Annotated in this window: 8 protein-coding genes; 3 read left to right on the forward strand and 5 right to left on the reverse strand. The window is 75.0% G+C overall.

Going from position 1 to position 6,616, the window contains the following annotated elements:
- Positions 1–203: 203 nt before the first annotated feature.
- From ABZZ17_RS29240 to ABZZ17_RS29260, 5 genes are read right to left on the reverse strand one after another with little or no spacing between them, the layout of a single operon-like run.
- The gene (locus ABZZ17_RS29240; protein ID WP_356880273.1) at positions 204–1,154 is read right to left on the reverse strand and encodes a hypothetical protein; all 951 of its coding nucleotides are present in this window, start codon (positions 1,152–1,154) and stop codon (positions 204–206) included.
- Positions 1,151–2,401, reverse strand: a complete 1,251-nt coding sequence (locus ABZZ17_RS29245; RefSeq protein WP_356880275.1) for a protein phosphatase 2C domain-containing protein — start codon at positions 2,399–2,401, stop codon at positions 1,151–1,153. Before ABZZ17_RS29245 ends, ABZZ17_RS29240 begins: the two co-directional genes overlap by 4 nt.
- A gap of 8 nt (positions 2,402–2,409) precedes the next feature.
- On the reverse strand, positions 2,410–3,075 hold the full coding sequence (locus ABZZ17_RS29250; RefSeq protein ID WP_356880277.1) for a VWA domain-containing protein: 666 nt from the start codon (positions 3,073–3,075) through the stop codon (positions 2,410–2,412).
- Positions 3,076–3,095: 20 nt separating this feature from the next.
- Entirely contained in the window at positions 3,096–3,590 is a 495-nt protein-coding gene (locus tag ABZZ17_RS29255; RefSeq protein WP_356880279.1) for a hypothetical protein, read from the reverse strand.
- On the reverse strand, positions 3,587–4,963 hold the full coding sequence (locus ABZZ17_RS29260) for a methyl-accepting chemotaxis protein (RefSeq protein WP_356880281.1): 1,377 nt from the start codon (positions 4,961–4,963) through the stop codon (positions 3,587–3,589). Before ABZZ17_RS29260 ends, ABZZ17_RS29255 begins: the two co-directional genes overlap by 4 nt.
- 138 nt (positions 4,964–5,101) lie before the next feature.
- On the opposite strand from ABZZ17_RS29260, the gene ABZZ17_RS29265 reads away from it, so the two are divergent.
- The 3 genes from ABZZ17_RS29265 (at position 5,102) to ABZZ17_RS29275 (ending at position 6,478) form a co-directional block, all read left to right on the forward strand.
- Positions 5,102–5,788 carry a tellurium resistance protein TerA gene (locus tag ABZZ17_RS29265; protein ID WP_356880283.1) on the forward strand — a complete coding sequence of 229 codons (687 nt, stop codon included), beginning with the start codon at positions 5,102–5,104 and terminating at the stop codon, positions 5,786–5,788.
- 148 nt (positions 5,789–5,936) lie between these two features.
- Positions 5,937–6,212: a type II toxin-antitoxin system Phd/YefM family antitoxin gene (locus ABZZ17_RS29270; RefSeq protein WP_031150838.1), complete on the forward strand. Its 276-nt coding sequence runs from the start codon at positions 5,937–5,939 to the stop codon at positions 6,210–6,212.
- A complete protein-coding gene (locus ABZZ17_RS29275) occupies positions 6,209–6,478 on the forward strand; it encodes a type II toxin-antitoxin system RelE/ParE family toxin (protein WP_356880285.1) in 270 nt (89 codons plus the stop codon). Before ABZZ17_RS29270 ends, ABZZ17_RS29275 begins: the two co-directional genes overlap by 4 nt.
- The last annotated feature ends 138 nt before the right edge of the window (positions 6,479–6,616 follow it).

Consider the following 6,616-nt stretch of genomic DNA (forward strand, 5'->3'; position numbering starts at 1 on the left):
GGTCCACCGGCCCTTTTTCCTTGTGAAGAACTTCACGAAGTTGGTGTGGACCGTGGGACTTTCGGCCCCCGGAAGGCCTCTCGGGGGCTCCCTCCGGGCTCCCTCGTGGCTCCCTCCGGGCTCCGCACTGCCGTCGCGCCGACGGTTCTCGCGCGGAGCGCGATCCTCCCACCAGGCTGGAGGTCCGGCGGAGCCCCGGCGGATCAGTCGCGGAGCCGGATGCTGCCGCGCGTCCGCGGTCCTTCGAGCGCCGACGGGTCCAGTTCCGGCCTCGTACGGGGCTTCGCGGCCGTCAGTTTGATCTGCTGTCGGCCCGCCAGGGCCACCCGCCACTGTCCGAGGCCCGGGCGGGTCCCGTAGGCGCCGGCGGCCTGGGCGAACAGGGCGCGGACGGCGGCGTCCTTGCGGTCGTCGTCGAGCACCCCGGGCAGCGGGGTCAGCGGCCGGCCCGGGGCCACGTACGGGTCCTGGGCCAGGATCCGGCCGAGGGCGAGGGCCGCCTTGTAGCGGTCGCTGTCGACGGTGACCGTCCCCGCCGGTGCGAGCGGGTCGTTCCAGTCGGGGGTGTCCGCCTGGGCCAGGACCGGGGCGCTGCCGCTCAGCCGGATGCCGTCGCAGTCCAGCAGGTACACGGCCGGTTCGGGCCGGACCGTCCACAGCACGTTGGCCTGCGAGACGTCCCCGACGACCAGGCCCGCCGCGTGCAGCCCGTCGACCAGTTCGACGAGCGCGCTCACCAGGGCGTACCGCTCGGCGGGCGTCGGCTGGAGCACCCCTTGCCAGGCCGGCTTGGCCGGGCGGAGCAGGAACGCCAGCTCCGTCAGCCGCTCCGTGCCGTCGCCGGCGGACCAGCGCATGGACGCGGGCGCCTCGTGCATGAGGAAGCCGGTGACCCGGCCCGCGTCGACGACCCGGCACAGCGGCCACGCCGCCGAGGCGTCCAGCCGGAACCGCTCCGTCGGCGTCAGGGCCAGGCGGACGGAGACCAGGCGTGACAGGGCGTCGCCCGCGACCCGGTGCGGCTCGCGGTAGCTCTTGTAGAGCAGGCCGGGCAGCCCCTCCAGGGTGCTCACCTCGCCCTGGCCGCCGTCGCCGACCTTCCGCAGGGGCCGCAGCGAGGAGAGCGGTACGTCGGCTCCGTCGGCGACGGTCATGCGCTCGCCTCCCACAGGCACACGGCGGTGCGGTCGTCGTCGTAGGACTTGACCCGGTACTGGAGCTGCCAGAGGAAGTCCGCGAGCCCCGGCGGCCGCGCCCCGCCGCCCCAGGCCCGGGCCAGGAAGTCGCGGATGCCCTCGTCCCCGCCGAGCGGCGCGGACAGGCCGTCCGTGCACAGGACGAGGACGTCGCCGGGGAGGGTGGTGACGAGGTCGGCCTCGGCGTACCGGGTGGAGGGCAGCGCGGCGGTTCCGGTGTCGATGATCCCGGTACCGGGGCTCCGCGCGCCGCCCACCACCTCCAGCCGCCAGGCCCCGTCGCGCAGCAGGGCCGTGCCGCCGTCGCCGACGGTGAGCAGCAGCCGGCCGCGTACGGCGGGGTCCACGGGGACGAGCAGCACGCGCAGGGTGGTCGCGTAGTCGCCGGGCCGGTGCCCGGCCTCCTCGGCGGTCCGTACGAGGCCGTCGGCGATCCGGCCGACGGCGGAGTTGACGAGCCCGCTCAGGGCCTTCTCGTTGCCCGCGCGCAGGCATTCGGACAGTTCCCCGGCGTACTCGTCGAGGAGGCGGACGGCCTCCCGGCAGACGAAGGCCGAGCCCAGGTGCGAGCGGGGTGCGGAGCCGACCCCGTCGGCGACGCCCAGCAGGAGCAGCCCGGAGGCGTCGTCGGGGGCGCCGAGCCGGGCCACGACCAGGGAGTCCTGGCGGGGCTCGGCCTGGTAGCGGTGGAGGTCGCCCCGCACGGAGGCGGCCCGCACGGTGAGCGGCCCGTACGCGGCGCCGTCGAGGGCGGTATCGGGCACGGCCGCGGCCTCCGCGTCCGCGCGGGCGGCGGCCGGGGGGCCGGGGTGGGGGAGGTAGAGCGGCGGCCTGGACCCGCTGAACGGCGGATCCCCGAGCCTCCCGACGGGCGGGCCGGGCACGACCGGCGGCACGGGAGGCACGGGAGGAACCGGCGGAACCGGCGGCACGGGCGGGACGGGCGGTGCCGGCGGGACGGGCGGCGTCGGCGGTTCGGCGTCGGCCGGTTCGGCCGCGCGGGCCGGGGCGGGGTCGACGGCCGGGGCGGGCGCGGGAACGGGCGCAGGCGCGGGCTCGGGGGCGGGGGACGCCCCGGGGTCCTCCGGCGGGAGCGGCGGCGGCGCCGGGGCGGGCGGGAGCGGCCCGACCGCCGGTCCGGGCGGGTACGGGTACGCGTACGGGTGGGGGGACCGGTCCGCGGGACCGGTGGTCTCCTGGTGCACGGCGCGCCTCAGAGCTTGTCGAGCGGAACGGTCTTGAAACCGAGGACGTTCTCGTCGATGACGAGGCTGAACGTGTCGTCGCCGTTGGCGGCGATGCTGCTCGCCGAACGCACGATGGACCGGGTCAGGCTGGCGGCGAACTCGCGCAGCGCCGCGGCGGGCGACACGTTCTTGTCCTCCTGGATGAACGCCCGGAGGGTCGCGACGTGCCCGATCGTCGCCCGGTCGGCCTCGCCGATGCCGAAGGCGATGATGTTCGGCCGGTAGCGCGCCTCGACGAGTTCCTTGTGGGCCTGCGTCCAGTCCTCGTCGGTGGGGCCGCCGTCGGAGAGGAAGAAGGCCACCGGACGGTACACCTCGTGGCCCTGCGCCTTGAGCGCGGCGACGTCCGTCTCGATGCAGCGCAGCAGCGTGCGGAACGCCTGCCCGTACGCGGTCAGTCCGCCGGCGGACAGGGCCGGGAGGGTGTCGAGGTCGCTGAGGTCGGCCAGGGGCTGGAGCACGGTGGCGTCGTCCGAGAAGCCGATCAGGCAGAAGCGGGTCTTGTCGGCGACCGTCGGGTTGGTGCTGATCTCCTGGTGGAGCTCCGGCAGGGCGCTGTTCATGCTGTCGATCGACGGTCCGGCCATCGAGCCCGACTCGTCGCACACCAGGTAGAAGGGAAGGATCTGCACGGTCTCGCGCCTCCGGGGAGTCAGTAGGTGTAGAAGTAGATTTCGAGCTCCGCGTGGCCGCCGGAGGGGCCCTGGACGAAGAAGTCCCGGGTGGTGGCGCCGGTGAACATCTCCGGACGGGCCTGGGCCAGCAGGGAGTTGACGCGGCGGGCGTAGTCGACGCCCGCGCCGACCTCCGGGCTGCGGCCGAAGGTGAGGACGAAGGCGGCCGTGCGGCCCCGGTGGGCTTCCGTCTTCTCGCGGAGCTGGCGCACGATGCGGTCCGTGTCGGAGGCGGAGGCGTCGAACGCGAGCTCCACGGCCTGCCGCTCGACGGCCCTGGGTCCCGAGGGGGTGGGCGAGGGGCTCGGGGAGGCGTCGGGGCTCTGCGAGGCCGCCGGCTTCTTCGCCGTCGCGGCCTTCACCGGATCGCCCTGGTCCCCCATCGCCACCAGGGCCAGGACCAGGAGCATGTCGGCGAACAGCCAGCCGGCGAGCGTCAGCGGGTTGAACCGCGGCCGCCGCGGCGTCGTCATCGCGCGTCCGCCGGGACCTGGTCCGCGGCCCGCTCGTGACGGCCGTCCCCGGCCTTGCCCAGGTTCACACCGGGCGCGGGGGCGGCCGGGACCGGCACCGCGTCCACCGGGCCCGCGTCGGCCGGCGCCGCGTCGGCCGGCACCGCGTCGGCCGGGCCCGCAGCCGCGGGGACCGCTGGGGTCATGGGGGTTACCGGGGTCACCGGGGTCGCGGCCGTGAAGTCGGCGGCGGCCCGGGACACGGCCTCGGCGAGTTCCGCGAACCGTTCGGCGGCCAGGCGCAGGGCCTCCGTCTGCCCGTCCAGCCCGAGGACGGCCCGCTGCGAGAGCGCCACCGCCTCGGCCGTGCTCTCCGTGACCTCGCCGAGGCGGTCGAGGACGCGGGCCGAGACGTCCGCCGCGACCTCGGTCCCCGTGGTGAACGAGCGCTGCGCGGCGGCGAGTACGGTCACCGAGTCCTCGACCCGCTCCCCGGCGGCGCCCAGCGCGTCCCGCACCTCGCCGTTGACGGCGCGCACGTCCTCCACGGCCTTGCTGACCTCCGCGCCGCTGGCCGCCACGGCGGTCTCGACCCGGGTGACGGCCCGCTCCAGCGGGAGCACGGCGGCGTCGACGGAGGCGAGGCGGCTGCCGGCGTTCTCGACGGCCTCGGAGACGGCGGTGACGGCCGTGTTCAGCTGCCGGTGGGCGCGGACCGCCTTGTCGCCGAGCTTGCCGAGGGTGGCCGCGGCCGCGGTGAGTTCGGCGGCGAAGCGCTGCGGGGAGGACAGCCGCTGCTCGTTGAGGAGCAGTTGGGCCCGGGTCAGTACGGGGACGAGCCGGGCGAGGAGGTCGTCGGCGGTGCGGCGGGCGTCGTCGGAGCGGCGTTCGGTGCGGGTGCGGCGCACTCCGTGGACGGCGGCGAGCAGGACCAGCAGGAAGATCACCGCGGTGGCGGAGCCGGCGACGTGACCGAAGGTGGACCAGGCGGCGAGCCGGCCCTCGAAGCCGGACTGCCAGAGCTGGAGGAAGGGGCGCCCCGCGGCGGCCGGGTCCTCGCCGATGAGGGCTTCGTAGGCGCTGGTGGCGCGGGAGAGGCCGAGCCAGGTGAGGAGCAGGGGCAGGAACACCAGGGAGCCGATGCCGACTTCCAGCCAGGCCCACGCCCGGTGTTCGGGTTGCTCGTCGAAGACGGCCCGGACGCTCTCCTCCCGGGCGAAGGCCTGGAGGAGGTCCAGTTCGGTCCAGGGTTCGAGGTCCCCGTCGCCGAGGCCCCGCAAGGCGTCGGAGAGTGCTGTCAGCTCGTCCCGCCGGGAACCGAGTCCCGGGTGCGCGGCGAGGTCGTCGAGCTGCGCGGCGACCGTGGACGCCGTCGCGAGTGCCCCAACGGGCATTTCCACCCCCATGGAAGATGCGGGGCGGCCGTACGTCCTGCGCACGACCCGTACGAAGCCGTGGCCCACCCCCTGCGCGCCCGGGCGGCGGCCCGCGGCGGCGCGCTCGGATCATAGCCCAGCCCGACGATCCGTCATATGATCCTCCATCATCTGATCGGGGGAGAGATGGGCTCAGCCGACCGGCCGCGCGGAGTGATCCGGCTGCGCGGTGAAGAGGGCGCCGCACCCGTGCTCACGCGGGCCGCGCCGCAGGCCCGCATCCGGGGCCGGGGCCAGTTGCAGGCGAACCTGAACTGGCTGCCGGCGGCCCGCGCGGACCTGAACCTGTGCGCCCTCGTGGAGTTCCGGGACGGCCGGGCGACGGTGGTGCAGGCGCTGGGCGAGGACTTCGGCTCGCTCACGCAGTGGCCGTACCTCGCGCTCGACCACGACGACCGCACGGGCGGATCCTCGGACGGGGAGACGCTGCGGGTGAACCTGGCCCACCGGGAGCGGTTCGCCCGTCTGCTGTTCTTCGTCTACATCTACGAGGGCTCCGCCGACTTCCGCCGTCTCGGGGCCACCGTCGACGTGACCGCTCCGGCCGGCCCGGGCTGCCGGATCCTGCTGGACGACTCCCCGGCCGGAGCGCAGGGCTGCACGATCGCGAGCGCGGTCCCGGACGGGGACGCGCTGACGGTGCGCCGCGAGGTGAACTGGTACGTGCCGGACGGGGACCGGTACGTGCACGAGATGATCGACCGCCAGTACGGCTTCGGCCTGGACTGGGTCCGCGGCACGAAACCCCCACGGGACGGCCGCGAGGCGCCCCGCGGCATCTGACGACGAAAGCGGCGCCCCGGCCGGCCGGGGCGCCGCCCGCGCGGCCTCAGGCCAGGGACCAGGCGATGCCGTCCGGCTGACCGGTGAACCCACACCCGTGTACGCGGCACCCCGGCAGGTGTACACGTTCGCGCGTACACTGGCTGTCATGAGTGATGAGAACGCCGTGACCGTGCGCGAAGCCCGCGCCCATCTTGCGGACCACATCAACCGTGCCGAGCAGGGCGCCCCGACCATCATCACGCGGAACGGTGCTCCGGTGGCCGCCCTCGTCCCCATCGCGGACTTCAACGCGCTCGAAGAGGCGGCAGACGAGCTGCTCGCACGCGAGGCGGAGGCGGTACTCGCCGAGGGCGGATCGACCGTGACGATGGCCGAGCTGCTGGCCGACCTGTTCAGCGAACGGGGTGACGGCGCGGCGTGAAGTACGCCTTTCGGTTCACGACCGCGGCGCAACGGCAGCTCCGGGCGATCGACAGGCCGGCAGCGATGCGGATCCTCGCCGCCCTGACCACGCTGGGAGACGATCCGTACCGCGAGGACGCCGACATCAAGAAGCTCACCGGCCCCTCCGGCCTGTACCGGCTCCGCGTCGGCGGCTACCGGATCGCCTACCAAGTCCTGGACGGCGAGCTCGTCATCCTCGTCGTCAAGGTGGGCGACCGCCGCGACATCTACCGCAACATCTGAATCCCGGGCAGACGGCGGCGGGTCCGGGGTCTTATCCGGGGGGCCCCCGGGGGGTTTTTGTCGGGGGGGGGGGGCGGGGGGTGGGGGGGGGCCCCGGAGAGGGGGGTGAACGGGGGGACGGGGGGGGTGTGGGGGTTA

Source organism: Streptomyces sp. NPDC006512, from assembly GCF_040611935.1.
Classification (GTDB): Bacteria; Actinomycetota; Actinomycetes; order Streptomycetales; family Streptomycetaceae; genus Streptomyces.

Bases quoted from the DNA above. Each gene is read 5' to 3' on its own strand.
- ABZZ17_RS29240 (WP_356880273.1), bottom strand. From the start codon at position 1,154: ATGACCGTCGCCGACGGAGCCGACGTACCGCTCTCCTCGCTGCGGCCC.
- ABZZ17_RS29255 (WP_356880279.1), bottom strand. From the start codon at position 3,590: ATGACGACGCCGCGGCGGCCGCGGTTCAACCCGCTGACGCTCGCCGGC.
- ABZZ17_RS29260 (WP_356880281.1), bottom strand. From the start codon at position 4,963: ATGCCCGTTGGGGCACTCGCGACGGCGTCCACGGTCGCCGCGCAGCTC.
- ABZZ17_RS29265 (WP_356880283.1), top strand. From the start codon at position 5,102: ATGATCCTCCATCATCTGATCGGGGGAGAGATGGGCTCAGCCGACCGG.
- ABZZ17_RS29270 (WP_031150838.1), top strand. From the start codon at position 5,937: ATGAGTGATGAGAACGCCGTGACCGTGCGCGAAGCCCGCGCCCATCTT.